We start from the raw sequence: 16,863 nt of genomic DNA on the forward strand, positions 1-16,863 counted from the left end.
CGAAAATCTGGCACAAAACTTTAATTGTTAATTCATATCGTCAACCGTTTAATAGGATGCAACGATGCAATAATGTAAGAATTTGCTTTTAGTACCCACACAATGGGCAACATTTAACCTTTTCAGACAAATAACGTCGAAGACAACAACCTATTTAAATATCAGCCTAACAGCATCCTTGCGTCAGGAAAAGCGAATTTACCTGCTTTAAACTTACAAAAAATAATCTTTTCGCCAAGATCATTCAATAATACTTAATTATAGTTTAGCAATACTAAAACAAGTTGGTACGGTTATTCTTATTTATCGACAACCTATCCGGAATTATGATCGGGCATACCTATAAATATTATTAAGATAGAATATTCCAGCGGCAATTAAAATATATTTACAACCACTATTAGCCATAAAATCATCGCATTAAATCGTTTCATTTATAAAAATAAACTATTAGGCATTTAAATTTAAAGTTTTATTCCCTGCGGACGATATCCATTTCGCCCAGCGATATTGGGCAATACTGATAGATTAATTCTTTATTTCTGGAGAAATGAAATGGCCGTTATTAATACCAACACCTTGTCTTTAATGACCCAAAATAACCTGAGCAAATCTCAGTCTTCTTTAGGAACGTCTATTGAGCGTTTGTCATCCGGCCTGCGTATTAATAGCGCAAAAGATGATGCGGCTGGTCAGGCAATTGCTAACCGTTTCACGTCAAATATTAATGGCCTTTCCGTTGCGGTGCGTAACGCGAATGACGGCATTTCACTGGCGCAGACCACCGAAGGCGCACTGAGCGAAGTGAATAATAACCTGCAGCGTATTCGCGACCTGACTGTGCAGGCGCAGAATGGCTCCAACTCAGCATCCGATGTCGACTCCATCCAGGCGGAAGTTAACCAGCGTATGGAAGAGATCAACCGTATTACCACCCAGACCGACTTTAACGGCCTGAAAGTGCTGAATACCGGCTCGGGCGACAGCCAGTATAATTTCCAGGTTGGCGCGAAAGATGGTGAAACCATCAGCATTACCGTGAGCAGCAGCGACGCATTCAACCTCTACAACACCACCGGTGCAACGGCCGCAACAACAGGCCAGATCGTCAACGGCAGCGCACGTTCTACTGACGCGCATGGTTTCGACGTGCTGCAGGGCGTTGTCAGCTCCGGCGGCACCACCGACGGTAATCCGCTGGCCGATCTGGATAAAGCCATCAAAGCCGTGGATACTGAACGCAGCCTGCTCGGTGCTTCCCAGAACCGTTTTGAATCAACGATTTCCAACCTGAACAATACGACGAACAACCTGTCGGCAGCGCGCAGCCGTATTCAGGATTCTGACTACGCGACAGAAGTTTCTAACATGTCCCGTTCGCAGATCCTGCAACAAGCTGGTAGCTCCGTACTGGCGCAGGCTAACCAGGTTCCTCAAACCATGCTGTCCCTGCTGCGTTAAGTGGTGTGAAATCCGCTTACCTCCTTCAGAGCGGATTTCAAAGATGTAATTCCTTGACTAACACCCGCTTTGTCATGAGGGCGGGCTTCATTGAGCATAACGAATTTATTTTTCTTTTTTATCCCGCATATGTTGATGGCATTGCGGGATTTTTTTATTGAAAGGAATGCGTTTTTTATGCGAGATAAACAGCAAAAAAAGTGAATGCAATAATATTGCATTCACCAAAAGAACAATTAGAGGATATCAATAAGCACAACAACGAGGGTGAAGCACTTACAACATAAATTACAGGCCAAGGCTATTCAGCAACTCGTCAATATCCTCTTGCCCGGTCGGTTGCGTAGCTGAATCAGCGCAGGCTTTATTGATGGCCGCGCGCCCTTCTCGCGGTACGTTTTCTAACAGCACATTCAGGAACTCTTTCTCAATATTTTCCAGCAACGCCATCATGCGCAAAATAATCCGCGCCGTGGTATCCGGGAAATCCTGCGCCATCATAATTTCCCGCAGGTAAGATTTGGTGGCTTCGGTGCAAGTCGGCACTGAACCCAGCCAATCACGCGTGGCGCGGGCAAGCGCCATCGTCTCGTCGATACTTGCGGCTTCATCATTATGCTGCTGCCATTGCGCAAGCAACTGGCTGGCTTGCTGGCTCAGTTGCTCCTGCAGGGGTTGTGTCAGTTCGATATAGTTGAGCGTCTTACCCGATGCCTGCGCGGTAAGATCAACCACATATTGCAACCGGCTACGCGCATCCGGGATAGAGTTAGCCAGTTCAACAATGGTGATATCGTGACCTAACTCACGCAGGCTACTTCGTAACATGCGGGTGACGTTGCCAATGCGGGAAATCAATTCATAAATATCCGTCGACGCCCCCGAAATACCTTGATGATGCATTATTACTTCTCCTTTAACGCATACTCTAAGATATTCAGTTATCGGCAATCGCTGCTGGCACTTAAATAAAAGACGCCATATAGCCAGCCGCTATAAAAATAAAAATGGCGGCATTATTTTATTTAAAAACAATTAACAGAAAACATTTATATAAAAACAAAATATAGCTTTTCCCTGTTAACGGCAGAAAGAAAAAAGCCACGACTAATACGCTGAATAAAGAAAGGGGAATATCCCCTTTCTGCTTCAGGAGGCCGGACTGACTTTCCACAACGCGCCGTCTGATTCATCGGTCAGCACATAGAGATAACCGTCGGGGCCAACCCGTACATCGCGAATACGCTGCCCGCGATCGCCAAGAATTCGGCCATCTTCTGTCACCTTCTCGCCCTGCACGCTCATGACGATGACATCTTCATCTTTCAGCGCGCCGATAAACAGTTTGTTTTTCCACTGCGGGAACACATCGGCATTGTAGAAAGCCATACCGCTGATCGCCGGGGATTTTTTCCAGTAAAAGATCGGCTGCTCGGTACCGGCGACAATCTCCCCTTTCGCTTCCGGGATCTTCAGCCCGCTATAGTTGATGCCCCATGTGGCAATTGGCCAGCCGTAATTTTTACCCTTTTGCGGAATGTTGATCTCATCGCCGCCGCGCGGGCCATGCTCGTTGAGCCACAACGCGTTACTCCACGGGTTCATCGCCATTCCCTGCGGATTGCGAATACCGTAAGACCAGATCTCCGCTCGCGCCCCCGCTTTACCGGCAAAGGGGTTATCCTCCGGCACCTTGCCCTGGTCCGTCAGCCGCACCAGTTTGCCCTGCAATTTATCCAGATCCTGCGCCGTCGAACGCTGGTTATTTTCGCCCAGCGCAATCCATAAATAGCCTTTGCCATCAAACACCAGCCGACCGCCAAAATGGTTACCGGTGGAGAGTTTTGGCTGCTGGCGAAACACCGTCTTAAAATCGTCGAGGCGTTTAAAATCCTCGCTAAGACGTCCATACCCCACCGCCGTTCCGGCTTTATCATCCTGACCCGCTTCGGCGTAGCTCAGCCACACGCGGCGCGACTGGGCAAAATCCGGTGCCAGCGCCACATCCAGCAAGCCCCCCTGACCATGCGCCCAGACTTCGGGAACGCCAGTAATCGGGTCGGAAATCCCCTTATCTTGTTGCCACAAACGCAGTTGCCCACCGCGCAGGGTAATTAACATGCCCTGATTATCGGGCAGAAAAGCCAGCGCCCAGGGGTGATCGAGTTTGGTTTGCAATACATCGACTTTTACCGCAGCAGGCGCGGCAAACACAGAGATTGAGAGAAACAGAAAAAGCAGCGGGATCTGGCGCATACGGCGCTCCTTTATGCAGTTTTTTATTCTGATAAAGGGTAGACCGCACAGCGCCGGCAAAAGCGACTTTTACACTCCCTATACACAACCGCATGGGCATCGCGATTGTTGCAGTAAAACCGGGGGCAACGCGGAGGAGGTAAACACAGAAAGGGGGAGTTTCCTCCCCCTGGTATCAGGCTTCTTCGAGCGGTGAATGCTCGTTCAGATACTGAATGCAGTAATTAAGCACATTCAGCGAACGTTCCAGCTTATCGACATTCACCGAAATGTAGGTGGGACAATCCTGTCGCCCGCTCATCAGACAAACAGCTGCTGAGGAGAGCGCTTCCTCGGCGCGGTATATCGCACTACGTGAGTCGCGATCCGGCATTTCATTTAGCCGTTCGCCTTTGTCGCGGATCTCCAGCGCCAGGGCAAAGAAGCGTTCACGCAGACGATCATTTTCGCTGACCGACATATACCCTTTCGCTTTTCGCATCTGGATATAGGCCGCAAGGTCACTTCGGGCAGCAATCAACTTCGTCAGCAGACGACGCGCAAGTTCATCAACGGTCATACATCTTCCCCCTTGTCAGCCAGTGTAGGATCATAGTATGGTCGCTTTTTGAACAAAAGCATGCGTCTGGTCAATATTTAATTTTGTCTGCCGGACCTTTACATTTCACTTAAAGTGAGCCACGCTCGCCAGCCGCCGTAATTTGCCATGTCGCGCGCGCCCTGCAATTCATAAATTTCACAAATGAATCAACTCACTCGCTCAATCTTACCCATCGCCACCAGAGCCTGAATACCTACACCACTTTACTGGAGCGCGGTTCCCACACTTACGTGTGCCATACATTGCGTTTTATCCGGGGTGTTTGGCATCACTAACGTCATGAGCGACCGCGAAGCGCTGCTGCAGGTTGTAACTCATCTGCCAGTGGTCAGAATGCATTTGTCTGGTGTATTGTTTTTAAACGATTAATTACACGAATGGACACCTGCAACATGCTTAAAATTCTTGGTAAAACAACGTCGATAAATGTGCGCAAAGTGCTCTGGACCTGCGAAGAAGCCGGGCTGGATTATGTTCAAGAAGATTATGGCAGCGGTTTTGCCTCCACGGAAACGGAAGAATTTCGCGCCATGAACCCCAACGCAATGGTGCCGGTCCTGATTGATGACGGCTTTGTACTGTGGGAGTCCAACTCGATTTGCCGTTATCTGGTGCGTAAAGCCGGGCGTGAAGATTTGCTCCCCGGTGAGCCGCAAGCCTGCGCCGACGTCGAACACTGGATGGACTGGCAGGCCACCGAATTCAACAACGCCTGGCGTTATGTTTTCCCGGCGCTGGCGCGCAAAAATCCGGCATTTAACGACCCGAAAGCCATCGAAGCAGGCATCAAAGAGTGGAATCACTGCATCGGTATTCTGGAACAGCAGTTGCAGCGCACCGGAGCATTCGCCGCAGGCGACACCTTTACGCTGGCGGATGTGGTGCTGGGGCTGTCGGTCAACCGCTGGAAAATGACACCGTTTGACCACCCGCCCGTTCCCGCTATCGATGCGTGGTTTGAACGACTAAACCAGCGCCCGGCATTTTTGCGCCACGGTAATAATGGCATGGTGTAAAGCGGTGCTACCCCAGGCGAAAGTTATCCGCGATTACACGTCGGCGTATCCCGATCCGATTGCGGTCGGCAAAGGCGAACGCGTGCTGATAAGCCACTGTGATTTGCAGTGGCGTGGCTGGGTATGGGTGACGTTAGCATCGGGGAAAAGTGGTTGGGCACCGCAGCAACTTTTCGCACCACTCAGCGCGTGTGAAGGAAGTGCGCTTGACGACTACTGCGCTCATGAACTAACCGTGCATGCGGGAGAATCGCTTACGCTGATTCACGCCCTCAACGGCTGGTATTACGCGCAGAAAACGAACGGGGAAAAGGGTTGGCTGCCGCAGGAGTGCGTCGCGAAATGGGAAAAAATAGTGGAAATCAAATGAAGCGAGAACGCTATAACTTATCGATTGCGGTATTTGTGTTGCTGAGAAAAGAGAAGCAGATTTGCATGCTTAAACGCACCGGAACAGGCTGGATGGACGGTTGCTATAGCTTACCCGCCGGTGGTCTGGAGCAGTACGAAACGCTGGGGGCAGCAGCGGCACGGGAAGCCAACGAAGAGACAGGCGTTATTATCGCGCCGGATGATCTTCAGTTGGCGCATACGCTGCATGTCTGGACAGAGAATCGCTCGTGGATGGGGCACTTTTTCAGTTGCACACGCTGGCAGGGCGAACCGTTTATCGCCGAGCCGGAGAAACATGGCGATTTATGCTGGCACGCCATTAACGATTTACCTGAAAACACGATTGGTTATGTCAAACAGGCGATTGAGCAGATTGCCGCCGGGCAATCCTACTCTGAATATGGCTGGTGAAACGCCGCCCTTAGAGACCCATTTTAGCGCGCAGCACTTTCACGCCGCGCGCTAAAAGCCAGGCGATCACCAGCACAATTATCACCAGCATAATGGTGCTCGGCGGATCCATTCCCCATTCGTAGGTATCGGTAATCAACTGATGCCGCCAGAGCAGATCAAATAACCAGCCCGATGACCATTCCCAGAACTGGTTAACCGGCTTGATGACAGCGCTAATAAAAAAGGCGAGCACCACATACAGCAGCCCCGCCAGAATCTTCATGATTGCCGTGCGCATCGTTTTTCCCTTTCCTTTGTTGGTAAACCGGACGGTTTTACCAGCGCGGGAACGGCATAGCAATGGCAACGCGTTAACTGCATCACCCACTTTTAACGCGATGGTGCAGACGCGTTACTTTTCCGTCGGGTTGTTCCTGCTCCTGTAGATATCCGGGCGAGCAATCGTCCACGTGTAATCGGGCCGGTTGATTGGCACATAACCCGCCTGCGCGTACAGCCAGGGCGCAGTGGAAGTAAAGAGAACAATCCGCCGCAGTTTTTCAAAAACCGGGTGCGCATGGCAGCAGGCGATTAACCATTTCCCCAGTTTTTGCCCCTGATACGCCTCCAGAACATACACATCACACAGATACGCGAAGGTGGCGTAATCGGTAACTAACCGGGCAAAACCTATCTGCTCATCACCATGAAAAAGGCCGAAATTAAGGCTATTTTGTACAGAGGTCGCCACCGTTTCCCGGTCAATCCCTATCGCCCATGTGGATCGCGTCAGATAACGGTGGATAGCAGCAATGTCCTGCTTTTCGGCATCGGTTGTTACCAGATAATCCTCTTTACGCCATTCCTGAACGTCGAAACTTGCCATAACTCTGCCCTTAACACGTGCGGAAAACGTTCAAATTAGCATGAATTTTGTGCGCTGGTGAGCACGAGAAAAGACGAAAACCAGGGGCTTTTTTGCCGCGTAAGCGAAGCGCATAGTAATAATTTACATCGTGCAGGGTAAACGAACGTAGCCTGATGCCGATAACGCAATTGCCCCAACCGTTTCATTTACAAGGAAGATGTCATGAAAACCTATGTGTTCTACTCCAGTGACATTGCCGTGAATGTCTATGAGAAAAAAGCCTTGTCCGCCGAAGAAGTGCGCCAGCTTAAAGCTGAGGGCTTTCGCAAAATGCCGTTTGAAACCCAGGCAGAAGACGAAGCGCAGGCAATTGATATCATGCTGGCACATTTCAAAGAGAATCTGGAAGCGCTTGAAGAGTTCACCAAAGACTGGTGTATTCCCGCTACCATTTTCGCTGCGATTTATGCATTGAGCTAAGCCGCAGAAGGCCGCATTCGCGGCCTCTTTTACTGTGCTTCGGCAAGTGTCTCGCCGGAAATATCTAACAGCGCCAAGCGCATTGACGCTGCAAACATCGCGCCGTGCGTGAGGCCTGGGTAAAGGCGGTAAGTCGCCGATATCCCTCTGCTACGCAGGCGTGAAACCGTCTGGCTTACCGCATTTAACACGTCCGACGTGGCGTTTTCGTCCCGCGCTTTTCTGTCGCCGTCGCCTTCCATAAACCACAGTGATTTCTGGCTGCCCTGCGCTTCATCGACCTGCTCAAGTGCGTTGAGCAGCGCAGCGTTATGACGATCCAACGAAGGAACGGCCGAGTAGAACGTGTGAAAAAAGTCGGACGACAAAAAGCTCTCCAGCACGAACAATCCCCCGTAAGAGTGACCCCACAGCGCCCGCTTTTGCGGGTCGATAGCGAGATCTTTCTCAGCCTGCGGCGCAATGGTGTGCTCCAGTAACGTGCGGAAAACCGCGCTACCACCACCGGTTCTGCCACGCAAATTTTGCGGGCTACTTTGCGTTGCGGGCGTGTAATCGTACGCTCTGGCGGTTAAATCAAACGGCAGAGCGGTCTGATAGCCAATCGCCACCAGCACGGGCGGATCGCGCAGCGACAGTTTTTGCAACAGGTCATCAGATAAGCGGTCCATTACCGCGTTGCCGTCCAGCAGATAGAGCACCGGGTAACCGCTGGCGGGCGGTTTTTTATTCGGGATGGCAGTCCACACTTTGTAATGGCGCTTGCCGTCGGCAGAATCAAAGGTGTTGACGGTGAAATGGTAAAATGCAGAGCCTTTGTCGGCGATATTCGGCCCCAACGGCGTCATGTCCGGGCGGGCATAACCGTTAGCCGCGCAGAGCAACAGCAAAACCGCCGCCAACTGGCGAATCACTGCGCTAAAGATAGAAAAACCCCCTGCGTTAAACGCGCCTAACCGCAGGAATGTAGAGCCATTTTTAAATGAACGCGTGAACATTATCCTTCCCTGGTACCAGAAACTAACAGCAGCAAAGTTAATGCGAATCATTATTGATTGCAACCAAAATGGCCTATCCTGCGGTCTCGTCTGATAACCGCTACAGGCTTCTTATCTGGAAACAAAAATCATACTTTCGTATGAGAAAACTTTGCCCCGCTGCGTCTGATAATTCAGCAATACCTCCACATTCTGGATCGTGACCATGCGAGCGATACCCTCTCTTTTGCTGCTTATTTTATGTGGCTTAATCAAGCAGGTGGATGCTCGCGAAACCAGCCCCCTCGGCAATAACAGGCCAGATATTGAGCAATACCAGACGGATGATTTACTCAAAAAACATCCGTTCGCGAAGGGAATAAAATCCGCTGAGCAAGAATCAATTCTGTTCAATCTGGCCATCCGCGACATGCAGCAGGAGGGTATTAATCAGTACCCGACGCGTAACGAAGATAATAAAAATGTCATAGAGAAACTGAAGTTACCGGCAAGCAGCATTGCGGAAAATACACCAGACTGTGATTCAGCTACGGCTGACTTTTATCGTACCCGCGGCAATAAAGAATCGGCGCAATTAGTCATTACCCGCTGTCAAAAAAAGCTGGAAAAGAATAACGTTGAGACATTTCGATATGCCGCTAAATTTATTCCTTCGGTTGTTTATCTGCGATCTTCATTAGAAGCGTGTACCGGCTTTTTAATCAACACCACCACCGTTGTTACCGCTGCGCATTGTAATGTTGATACGGCTTATTTTAGTAATGGCGAGTCGAGGAAAGTCAGTAAACAAAATGGCAAAGTGTGTTTTAAAATCGAGGGAAGTTATTGCGATTATGCTGCGTTAACGATTGATAAAATCGATATTGTCTCGCCCCCTCTTCAGTGGCAACAAGCCGACGTTAATGATGAATTATGGATACCGGGGGTAGCTATTTCATCCCTTGAAATTATCCCGGACCGTTATCCGGCCTCTAATATGGCAGCAACCGATAACCAACAAAATAAAAGCTGCAAAGTGGTTTATATCAACGATAACTGTCTTATTCATCTGTGTACTGTGCTTGAGGGTTTTTCCGGGGCGCCAATCGTTAATGTGACGAAAAGCAAAAAAGAAAATAGCGTTGTAATAAGTGGCATACATATTTCATCAAAACAGACCCTCAGTAAAGAGATGTGCAAATTAGACAGCGAAAAATTACTGGCTAATTACGCTGTACCGAAATCAAAACTCCCCTTTTAAGAGGTAATCCCCTATGCCTGTAAAAAGAACACTTCTCTTTATCAGCGCACTGCTGGCAGGGTGTGCAAGTGAGCATGTAAACACTGTGAGTTATAACCCGCAGGCAATAAAAGAGGGTGGAATTGAAGAGATGCGCGCGTTTATATCGGGAGAGCCCTGCCCAGCGGCATTAGATGAGGACAGAGGTTCTAATGAAGCCGCCGCGCTATTACTAGCGGTGGCTACGCCGATCCTTAGTGAAACCCTTAAATATGGCTTTTCGCTAATATCAAAAGTTGGCAGCAATATGGCAAAACCCTATCCGGTAAATGCTTATATTTATCCGAATGAAACCACGATTATTTCCAGCGCGCAATGCTTGACGCTGGTTTATGGTCAGTTTGGCGGTTCGGGGAAAAATAACCTGACAACACCCGGATTACCCTATCAATATTACAATACGCCACTTCTGGCCGGGCAATTAACCAGCAATCTCGGCTTTGCCATGCAAATTAAAATCCAGCGTAGCGAAGATCGATTATCGTTTGTTCCGTATTCTCTTTTTTACCCCAAACAACTGCGACCATACGGCATTAATAATCATCACGGGTTAACCGTGGCGATAGATTTTGGTGGCAATGATGTCACGATGGAATTCGATAAAGTAGAGGTTGGTCGCTATTACAATCAAAAAGCGGTAATTACGCACGGCAAAACCATTGAGCTGGCAAAAGTGACGCCGTATACCCTGAAAATTACGGTAACGGAGGGGCCAGACAATGAAACGCTCGCCGGGCTGCTGCAAGCGGTGTCATCAAGTGATGTTGTCGCGGCGCAGCAGCAGATCCTCAAAACCTATATCGATAAAAAAATCGCCGAAAAAACGGGAAAATAAGGTCCAGGCATAGCGGTTAAAAGCCTGCCTGTTCGGGACATACAAGGCGCTATTAACGGCTAACCGCTAATAGCGCAACGAACTTAACGCTGCGCTATTTCCCTGCTGCGGGTAAATTGTTGTTCCAGCATTGAGCTTCCCCACTGTTCGCCCTGCCACTCCTTGTTCAGGGTGAAGCCGAAAGATTCATAAAGTGCACGTGCGGCGTTCAGCCCGCTGAATGTCCAGAGCTGCACGGCGGAAAACTGTTGTTCATCGCAAAACTGCATCGCTTTGGCGAGCAATTGACGCCCAATGCCGGTGCCACGGCATTCATCATCAAGAATAAACCAGCGCAGATGCGCCTCGTTATTGCCTAAATCTTCCCCATCAATGGCAATCGACCCGACGATTTTGCCCTGATGTACCGCGAGCCAAATATTATTGCGCGCATTATCCAGACGCCCGGCGAATTCGGCCAGGCCCGCAGCCACTTTGCTTTCAAAAAAATAGCCGAAACCATAATGTTGCGAATAGTAGCTGGCGTGCATTTCGCTGATGCGGCCAATCATTCCCGGCAGATAACCGGTGACGATTTCTGGCTTTTCACGGGCCGGAAGCGGCGCACCCTGGCGGCAGGCTTCAAGCGCTGTGGCATAGGCCGACAAGCCGCGAGCTACCGCCTCCTGTTCGGCAGAAGTCAGATGCTGCAGCGCCTCACGCACTCGCATGGCGCCGTAGCTGTTAATACGCGTGACGCTCGCTTTGCCCTGCGCGGTCAACTGCAAGGTTTTATAGCGCGCATCCTCAGCCGAGGGAACGTCCTGCAATTCACCGGCGGCGATAAGCCGGCTCAGCATACGGCTGACGCTTGATTTCTCCAGCCCGAGGATCTGCACCAGTTGCGCTGCCGTCATCGCGCCCTGCTTTTCCACTTCCAGCAAAGTATGTACTGCGGAAGGGGAATAATCCGTCGCTGCAAGCGTGCTGTTCATAAAGCCCAGCTCACGCACCATCCGCCTTGATGCGCTACGAATAGTGTTGATCAATTGGTCAGCAGCCACGTTGTTACCTCAGAGGGAAATGGATAGTTGCACAATACAACCATCAACAAACCAAGCTGTCAACATAGCTTTTATAGGGTCAAAAGCGCTATGACCGGACACGCGACACCACGTGTTACTACACCGTTTCAAGGAGGCTAATCCCGACGGCTGATTCTGCAGGCGCAGAGCAAACATAAAGATAAGTGGCACAAGCGACAAGGCTTTAAAGCTAACTTCCTGAAGAGAGTGCTATTACTGGAAGCGTGCTCGCAAATCCTGACGCGGTAACACAGGATCCGTTGTTGGGGTTTCAGCCCGCGTTGCCGCGTCAGCGACACTTTTCTCGCCCAAAAGCCGAATGTTGCTGTTCAGAATTCCTTGCGCTCCCGCTTAATTACCCTATAAATCCAGGCAAGAGCCCTGTACAATCCCTGCCCTAAGATCCTATAACTGATTAATTTTTGAACTATGAGCAATGTGAACCTGCAGCCGAAAATCGGCTTTGTCTCGCTGGGCTGCCCGAAAAACCTGGTGGATTCCGAACGTATCCTCACCGAGCTGCGTACCGAAGGCTATGACGTGGTGCCAAGCTATGACAACGCCGACATGGTTATCGTCAACACCTGCGGTTTTATCGACAGCGCGGTGCAAGAATCGCTGGAAGCGATTGGCGAAGCGCTGAATGAAAACGGCAAGGTGATTGTGACCGGCTGCCTCGGCGCAAAAGAGGATCAGATCCGCGAAGTGCACCCGAAAGTGCTGGAGATAACCGGGCCGCACAGCTATGAGCAGGTGCTGGAACATGTTCACCACTATGTGCCGAAACCGAAGCACAATCCATTCCTGAGTCTGGTACCGGAACAGGGCGTCAAACTGACGCCGCGCCACTACGCTTACCTGAAAATTTCCGAAGGCTGTAACCACCGCTGCACGTTCTGCATTATCCCGTCAATGCGCGGCGATCTGGTGAGCCGCCCGATTGGCGACGTGTTATCCGAAGCCAAACGTCTGGTCGATGCGGGCGTGAAAGAGCTGCTGGTGATCTCGCAGGACACTTCCGCCTACGGCGTGGATGTAAAACACCGCATGGGCTTTCACAACGGCGAGCCGGTAAAAACCAGCATGGTTGGCCTGTGCGAGCAACTGGCGAAACTTGGTGTCTGGACACGTCTGCACTACGTTTACCCGTACCCGCACGTTGATGACGTCATTCCGCTGATGGCGGAAGGCAAAATCCTGCCGTATCTGGATATCCCGCTGCAACACGCCAGCCCGCGCATTCTCAAGCTGATGAAGCGCCCCGGCGCGGTCGACAGGCAACTGGCGCGCATTAAGCAGTGGCGTGAAATCTGCCCGGAACTGACCCTGCGTTCCACCTTTATCGTCGGTTTCCCTGGCGAAACAGAAGAAGATTTCCAGATGCTGCTCGATTTCCTCAAAGAAGCGCGTCTGGATCGCGTCGGCTGCTTTAAATACAGCCCGGTAGAAGGTGCAACCGCCAACGAACTGGCCGATCAGGTGCCGGAAGAGGTGAAAGAGGAGCGCTGGAACCGCTTTATGCAGTTGCAACAGCAGATCTCCGCCGAGCGCTTGCAGGAAAAAATCGGTCGCGAAATTCTGGTAATCATCGATGAAGTGGACGAAGAAGGCGCGATTGGTCGCAGCATGGCAGACGCCCCGGAAATCGACGGCGCGGTGTACCTGAACGGCGAAACCGGTGTTAAACCGGGCGACATTATCCGCGTGAAAGTGGAAAACGCCGACGAATACGATCTGTGGGGTTCCCGCGTTTAAACCTTTCCTCCCTCTCCTCATGCAGGAGAGGGAATTTCCTATCCCTTAATCTTCGGGTCCAGCGCGTCGCGCAGGCCATCACCCAGCAGGTTAAACGCCAGCACCGTCAGAAAAATCGCCAGCGAAGGGAATAGCGCCACATGCGGCGCAATCACCATATCCGCACGCGCTTCATTGAGCATCGCTCCCCACTCCGGCGTTGGCGGCTGTGCGCCCATACCTAAAAATGAGAGGCTGGCGGCTGAGATAATCGACGTGCCGATACGCATGGTGAAATAGACCACAATCGATGACACCGTACCCGGCAGAATATGGTGAAACAGGATCACCGCATCGCTGGCCCCGATGCTGCGCGCGGATTCAATAAAAGTTTGTTGCTTGAGCACCAGCGTGTTGCCGCGCACCAGGCGGGCAAATGCCGGAACGGAGAACACCGCCACGGCGATGATCACATTCGCCATGCCGCTGCCCATTATCGCCACCACCGCAATCGCCAGCAGAATGCCGGGGAACGCAAACAGCACATCACAGATGCGCATAATCAGGCGATCCCACCAACCTTCGTAGTAACCCGCCAGCAATCCCAGCACCGTACCGATGAGCGCGCCAATCAGCACCGCAAAAAGACCGGCGGCAAGCGAAATCTGCGCGCCGACCAGCACGCGGCTTAAAATGTCGCGCCCCAGCGAATCGACGCCGAACCAGTGCACCAGAGACGGCCCTTCATTGAGCCGGTCGTAGTCAAAATAGTTTTCCGCATCGAACGGGGCTATCCACGGGGCGACAATCGCCAGCAGGATCAGTAGCAGCACAAAAATCCCGGCGGCCATCGCCAGCGGCTGGCGACAGAAACGTCGCCAGAATTCATGCCACGGCGTGCGCACATGCCCCGGTTTGACTACGGGCATGGCGTTTAACACCGCCTGTCGACGCCAGTTTAATAATCGCATCCTTACTTGTACCTGATCGCGGGATTAAGGGCGGCGTAGAGCACATCCACCACTAAGTTGATAAGAATAAACTCCAGCGAGAAGAGCAGCACCTCGGCCTGAATCACCGGGTAGTCGCGCATCTCCACCGAGTCCACCAGCAAACGGCCCAGCCCAGGCCAGTTGAAGACTTTCTCCACCACAATGGAGCCGCCGAGCAAAAAGCCAAATTGCAGCCCCATCATGGTGACCACCGGGATCAGCGCGTTGCGCAGACCATGTTTGAGAATAACCCAGCGCTCGCTCACGCCTTTGGCACGCGCGGTGCGCATGTAGTCCTCGTTGAGCACGTCCACGAACGAGGCGCGGGTAAAACGCGCCATCACCGCCGCCACTGCCGCACCGAGCGTTAACGACGGCAAAATATAGTGCTGCCAGCTGTCGGCACCGACGGTCGGCAGCCAGCCGAGTTCAACCGAGAAGATCTGCATCAGCAACATGCCGAGCGCAAACGCCGGGAATGACATGCCCGTTACCGCCAGCGCCATACCCAGATGATCCGGCCAGCGGTTGCGCCACACGGCGGCGGCAATCCCCGCGCCAAGGCCAAACAGCATCGCCCAGCACATGCTGGTAATGGTCAGCAGCAGCGTCGGCATAAAACGGCTGGCGATTTCCTCCACCACCGGGCGGCGCGAAGACATCGATATTCCAAAATCACCCTGCAGCACATTGCCGATGTAGTGCCAGAACTGTCGCCACAGCGGTTGATCCAGCCCAAGCTGACGGCGCACCAGCTCAATGACCTGCGCATCGGCTTCCGGCCCGGCAATCAACCGCGCCGGATCGCCCGGCAGCAAGTGGACAAACAGAAACACCAGCACCGCCACAATCAGTAGCGTCGGGATCAGGCCCAGCAAACGTTTAATAATATAATTTTGCATTGTGCGTTCCCTCACGCCTCCTTTTGCTCTGCGAGGTGGAGTGAGTTATTTCACCAAATCCGCGTTATCAAAACTGAACCCGGTATCGGGCATAATGTAGAAACCGGTGAGCTTCTTGTTATGCGCTGAAACCAACTTTTCCACCACCAGCGGCACCCACGGCGACTCCTGCCAGATGAGATCCTGCGCCTGTTTGTACAACTGCTCTTTCTCCGCAGCATCCGTGGTTTTTAGCGCCTCGGCGAGGTCTTTATCCACTTGCGGGTTGCTGTAAAACGCGGTGTTGAACTGCGTTGGCGGCCAGTTCCACGAGGCGAACAGCGGCGACAGCGCCCAGTCTGCTTCGCCGGTCGAGGCCGACCAGCCGGTGTAGAACATGCGCACGCCGCTCTGCGCTTGCCCTTTGGCTTCCACTTCCGCTGCGCGCTGCCCGGCGTCCATCGCCGTTACCTGCACTTTAATACCCACCTGCGCCAGTTGCTGCTGGGTAAACTGTAATACTTTCTGCGCGGTGCTGTGGTTATGCGACGACCACAAAGTCGTGCTGAACCCCTGCGGATAACCGGCTTCTTTTAGCAGTTCTCGGGCTTTTGCCGGATCGTACGGCCAGGGTTGATAGGCCTGTGAATAGGCAATGGTTGGCGGTACAACGCCGGTGGCGGGCGTCGCGAAACCGGCGAACGCCACTTTAACCAGTGCCGGTCGGTTAATGGCGTAGTTGATCGCCTCGCGCACTTTCGGGTTATCGAACGGTTTTTGCGTGACATTCATACTGATGTAACGCTGCATAATCGACGGGCTGGCGACCAGTTCCAGCTTGCTGTTTCTTTTCAGCACTTCCGCCTGTTCGTAGGGAATGGGAAACGCGAACTGCGCTTCGCCGGTTTGCAGCATCGCCGCGCGGGTGTTGTTGTCCACCACCGGCCGCCAGGTAATGGAGTCCAGCTTGGGTAAACCTTGCTGCCAGTACCCGGCGAATCGCTTCACTTTCACGTAATCGGTCTGGTTCCACGCTTCCAGTTCATATGGGCCGGTGCCTACGGGGTGAAAACCAATGTCGTTGCCATATTTTTGCAGCGCCGCCGGAGAAATCATGGCGCTTGCCGGGTGCGCGAGAATATTAATAAACGCGGAAAAAGGCTGCTTAAGGGTAATTTTTACCGTGTAGGCATCCGCCACATCGGTTTTCGCGATATTTTTATACAGGTTATAGCGCTTCAGGCTATTGCGCGGATTACTGGCACGATCGAGGTTGGCTTTTACCGCTGCGGCGTCAAAATCCGTCCCATCCTGGAACTTTACACCGTGGCGCAAGTTGACGGTATAAACCATGCCGTCAGCGGAAACGCTATAGCTCTCTGCCAGCACGTTTTCCAGTAGCATATCTTTATCGAGGCCAAACAGCCCCTGATAGAACGATTTCGCCACCGCCTGCGATAGCGTGTCGTTGGCATCATACGGGTCGAGGGTAGTGAAATTGGATCCCACCGCGACAACCACATCTTTCGCCGCAAAGGCCGGGATGGCGGTCAGCGCAAACATCACGCCGGCAAGTCCCCGCCAGTGCCGTGAAATGAATTGTGTCATGTTG

The 16,863-nt window shown here is 52.0% G+C and carries 18 protein-coding genes; 8 read left to right on the forward strand and 10 right to left on the reverse strand.

Features of this window, described 5'->3' with window-relative positions:
* Positions 1–555 precede the first annotated feature (555 nt).
* Positions 556–1,461: a flagellin N-terminal helical domain-containing protein gene (locus tag C813_RS38410; protein ID WP_017456069.1), complete on the forward strand. Its 906-nt coding sequence runs from the start codon at positions 556–558 to the stop codon at positions 1,459–1,461.
* Between the two features lie 288 nt (positions 1,462–1,749).
* On the opposite strand, the gene C813_RS38415 is transcribed toward C813_RS38410, so the two are convergent.
* The 3 genes from C813_RS38415 to C813_RS38425 form a co-directional block, all read right to left on the reverse strand.
* A complete protein-coding gene (locus C813_RS38415) occupies positions 1,750–2,364 on the reverse strand; it encodes a protein phosphatase CheZ (RefSeq protein ID WP_017456067.1) in 615 nt (204 codons plus the stop codon).
* Positions 2,365–2,610: 246 nt separating this feature from the next.
* The gene (locus C813_RS38420) at positions 2,611–3,717 is read right to left on the reverse strand and encodes a PQQ-dependent sugar dehydrogenase (RefSeq protein ID WP_017456066.1); all 1,107 of its coding nucleotides are present in this window, start codon (positions 3,715–3,717) and stop codon (positions 2,611–2,613) included.
* Positions 3,718–3,892: 175 nt separating this feature from the next.
* On the reverse strand, positions 3,893–4,276 hold the full coding sequence (locus C813_RS38425) for a biofilm formation regulator BssR (protein WP_017456065.1): 384 nt from the start codon (positions 4,274–4,276) through the stop codon (positions 3,893–3,895).
* 434 nt (positions 4,277–4,710) lie between these two features.
* Between C813_RS38425 and C813_RS38430 the strand changes: the two genes are divergently transcribed.
* Genes C813_RS38430 through C813_RS38440 form a run of 3 tightly spaced genes read left to right on the forward strand, consistent with a single transcriptional unit; the run spans position 4,711 to position 6,138 of the window.
* Positions 4,711–5,334, forward strand: a complete 624-nt coding sequence (locus C813_RS38430; RefSeq protein ID WP_025263681.1) for a glutathione S-transferase family protein — start codon at positions 4,711–4,713, stop codon at positions 5,332–5,334.
* Entirely contained in the window at positions 5,321–5,704 is a 384-nt protein-coding gene (locus C813_RS38435; RefSeq protein WP_017456063.1) for an SH3 domain-containing protein, read from the forward strand. Before C813_RS38430 ends, C813_RS38435 begins: the two co-directional genes overlap by 14 nt.
* A complete protein-coding gene (locus tag C813_RS38440; protein ID WP_017456062.1) occupies positions 5,701–6,138 on the forward strand; it encodes an NUDIX hydrolase in 438 nt (145 codons plus the stop codon). Before C813_RS38435 ends, C813_RS38440 begins: the two co-directional genes overlap by 4 nt.
* A gap of 10 nt (positions 6,139–6,148) precedes the next feature.
* On the opposite strand, the gene C813_RS38445 is transcribed toward C813_RS38440, so the two are convergent.
* Positions 6,149–6,418, reverse strand: coding sequence for a hypothetical protein (locus C813_RS38445; protein WP_017456061.1), 270 nt, complete (start codon positions 6,416–6,418; stop codon positions 6,149–6,151).
* A 114-nt stretch (positions 6,419–6,532) separates the two neighbouring features.
* Positions 6,533–7,006, reverse strand: a complete 474-nt coding sequence (locus C813_RS38450; RefSeq protein ID WP_017456060.1) for a GNAT family N-acetyltransferase — start codon at positions 7,004–7,006, stop codon at positions 6,533–6,535.
* Positions 7,007–7,210: 204 nt separating this feature from the next.
* Between C813_RS38450 and C813_RS38455 the strand changes: the two genes are divergently transcribed.
* On the forward strand, positions 7,211–7,468 hold the full coding sequence (locus C813_RS38455; RefSeq protein ID WP_017456059.1) for a hypothetical protein: 258 nt from the start codon (positions 7,211–7,213) through the stop codon (positions 7,466–7,468).
* 29 nt (positions 7,469–7,497) lie between these two features.
* On the opposite strand, the gene C813_RS38460 is transcribed toward C813_RS38455, so the two are convergent.
* Positions 7,498–8,466, reverse strand: coding sequence for an alpha/beta hydrolase (locus C813_RS38460; RefSeq protein WP_017456058.1), 969 nt, complete (start codon positions 8,464–8,466; stop codon positions 7,498–7,500).
* Positions 8,467–8,671: 205 nt separating this feature from the next.
* Between C813_RS38460 and C813_RS38465 the strand changes: the two genes are divergently transcribed.
* Both C813_RS38465 and C813_RS38470 read left to right on the forward strand, forming a co-directional pair.
* Entirely contained in the window at positions 8,672–9,706 is a 1,035-nt protein-coding gene (locus C813_RS38465) for a trypsin-like serine peptidase (protein WP_017456057.1), read from the forward strand.
* Between the two features lie 13 nt (positions 9,707–9,719).
* A complete protein-coding gene (locus tag C813_RS38470) occupies positions 9,720–10,580 on the forward strand; it encodes a hypothetical protein (protein WP_040016490.1) in 861 nt (286 codons plus the stop codon).
* Between the two features lie 83 nt (positions 10,581–10,663).
* On the opposite strand, the gene C813_RS38475 is transcribed toward C813_RS38470, so the two are convergent.
* Complete coding sequence (locus C813_RS38475; RefSeq protein WP_025263683.1) at positions 10,664–11,623, reverse strand: bifunctional helix-turn-helix transcriptional regulator/GNAT family N-acetyltransferase; 960 nt, start codon at positions 11,621–11,623, stop codon at positions 10,664–10,666.
* Positions 11,624–12,073: 450 nt separating this feature from the next.
* Here C813_RS38475 and rimO point away from each other — a divergent pair, with 450 nt between their 5' ends.
* Positions 12,074–13,399, forward strand: a complete 1,326-nt coding sequence (gene rimO / locus C813_RS38480) for a 30S ribosomal protein S12 methylthiotransferase RimO (protein WP_017456054.1) — start codon at positions 12,074–12,076, stop codon at positions 13,397–13,399.
* A 38-nt stretch (positions 13,400–13,437) separates the two neighbouring features.
* On the opposite strand, the gene gsiD is transcribed toward rimO, so the two are convergent.
* From gsiD to gsiB, 3 genes are read right to left on the reverse strand one after another with little or no spacing between them, the layout of a single operon-like run.
* The gene (gene gsiD / locus C813_RS38485) at positions 13,438–14,349 is read right to left on the reverse strand and encodes a glutathione ABC transporter permease GsiD (protein WP_017456053.1); all 912 of its coding nucleotides are present in this window, start codon (positions 14,347–14,349) and stop codon (positions 13,438–13,440) included.
* A 2-nt stretch (positions 14,350–14,351) separates the two neighbouring features.
* The gene (gsiC, locus tag C813_RS38490; protein ID WP_017456052.1) at positions 14,352–15,272 is read right to left on the reverse strand and encodes a glutathione ABC transporter permease GsiC; all 921 of its coding nucleotides are present in this window, start codon (positions 15,270–15,272) and stop codon (positions 14,352–14,354) included.
* A gap of 45 nt (positions 15,273–15,317) precedes the next feature.
* Positions 15,318–16,859, reverse strand: a complete 1,542-nt coding sequence (gene gsiB / locus C813_RS38495) for a glutathione ABC transporter substrate-binding protein GsiB (protein WP_017456051.1) — start codon at positions 16,857–16,859, stop codon at positions 15,318–15,320.
* Positions 16,860–16,863 lie beyond the last annotated feature (4 nt).

It is taken from the genome of Kosakonia sacchari SP1 (assembly GCF_000300455.3).
In the GTDB taxonomy this organism is placed as follows: domain Bacteria; phylum Pseudomonadota; class Gammaproteobacteria; order Enterobacterales; family Enterobacteriaceae; genus Kosakonia; species Kosakonia sacchari.